This is a genomic window from Yersinia sp. 2542 StPb PI (assembly GCF_048593855.1).
GTDB classification, from domain to species: Bacteria; Pseudomonadota; Gammaproteobacteria; order Enterobacterales; family Enterobacteriaceae; genus Yersinia; species Yersinia enterocolitica_E.
Genome location: NZ_JAZGQA010000439.1, coordinates 1 through 830 on the forward strand (window position 1 = coordinate 1; position 830 = coordinate 830).

An 830-nucleotide genomic window follows, 5' to 3' on the forward strand; every position below is an offset into this window, starting at 1 on the left:
AATTTCATTTCATTCGCCCTTCTTTGAGTGAATCTCTATATGTCTTTTGGGTGTTATCACATGCAAATTATCTACATTATAAACATCTCCACCATCACGAATGTGTTTTACATGGTGTATTTCAAAAGAGCGTCTTTTTCCCACAGTATCAACAAATCTAGCTCTAGGGGATCTTTCATGCTTCATTCGGGTCACATTTCTCGGGATAAACTGCCCAGCCAATTCAGGGTCATTCGCAACCTCCTGCCAAAACGCTTCCCTAAATCTATCAAAACTACTGAACTTTCTGCTACGTAATTTATCGGCAATTTGTGCCGGGATGGGTACCCCCAGCCCCTTACCCGCCTCTGCCAGTCAAACGCCTGCAACTTGCTGCCCACGACCGGTGACCACTCCCGGCTCATCCCGTGGCGTTTTAAGATAAATATACTCCGGTTCCAGCCCCGACGCTGCTGGGAACCAAATGACGTAATCGTGGAAATCAATCTCGTTCGGAGACAAAAATGTCATGCTAAGATTGGAGTGATCGAAGCTGATATCCGTTCCGGTATGCTGCGGAAAGACCGGTGCACTGGCCGGTGGCGGCGATACCGANCCGATATTCATGCCGGGTGGCCGCGTCGGGGTAAAGATAAAAGTATGTGGCGGTTGGCTGTCGGTGGTAAAAAGATATTAGGATTTCCAGCACTAAGCCCTCTCGGCACGCCCTTGACGCCATCAGTTGAGCCACGGCGGCCCTGACTCATGACATTACTGTGTCCTTTTCCCATACTTTATTTCCTTATTTAAGTTTTTATAATTAACGAGAATATTGACTGCTAAACCTATTT

General features: G+C 46.9%; 3 protein-coding genes. All 3 read right to left on the reverse strand.

The features are described 5' to 3' along the window. Positions 1–9: 9 nt before the first annotated feature. The 3 genes from V1952_RS22145 to V1952_RS22155 all read right to left on the reverse strand — a co-directional run bounded on the left by V1952_RS22145 (position 10) and on the right by V1952_RS22155 (position 770). Positions 10–354, reverse strand: coding sequence for an HNH endonuclease signature motif containing protein (locus V1952_RS22145; RefSeq protein WP_372560673.1), 345 nt, complete (start codon positions 352–354; stop codon positions 10–12). Next, positions 355–633 (reverse strand): S-type pyocin domain-containing protein, encoded by a 279-nt coding sequence (locus tag V1952_RS22150; RefSeq protein WP_420075586.1) that lies wholly within the window; start codon positions 631–633, stop codon positions 355–357. It abuts the gene before it with no gap. Next, positions 603–770 (reverse strand): hypothetical protein, encoded by a 168-nt coding sequence (locus V1952_RS22155; protein WP_420075585.1) that lies wholly within the window; start codon positions 768–770, stop codon positions 603–605. Before V1952_RS22155 ends, V1952_RS22150 begins: the two co-directional genes overlap by 31 nt. Positions 771–830: the final 60 nt, after the last annotated feature.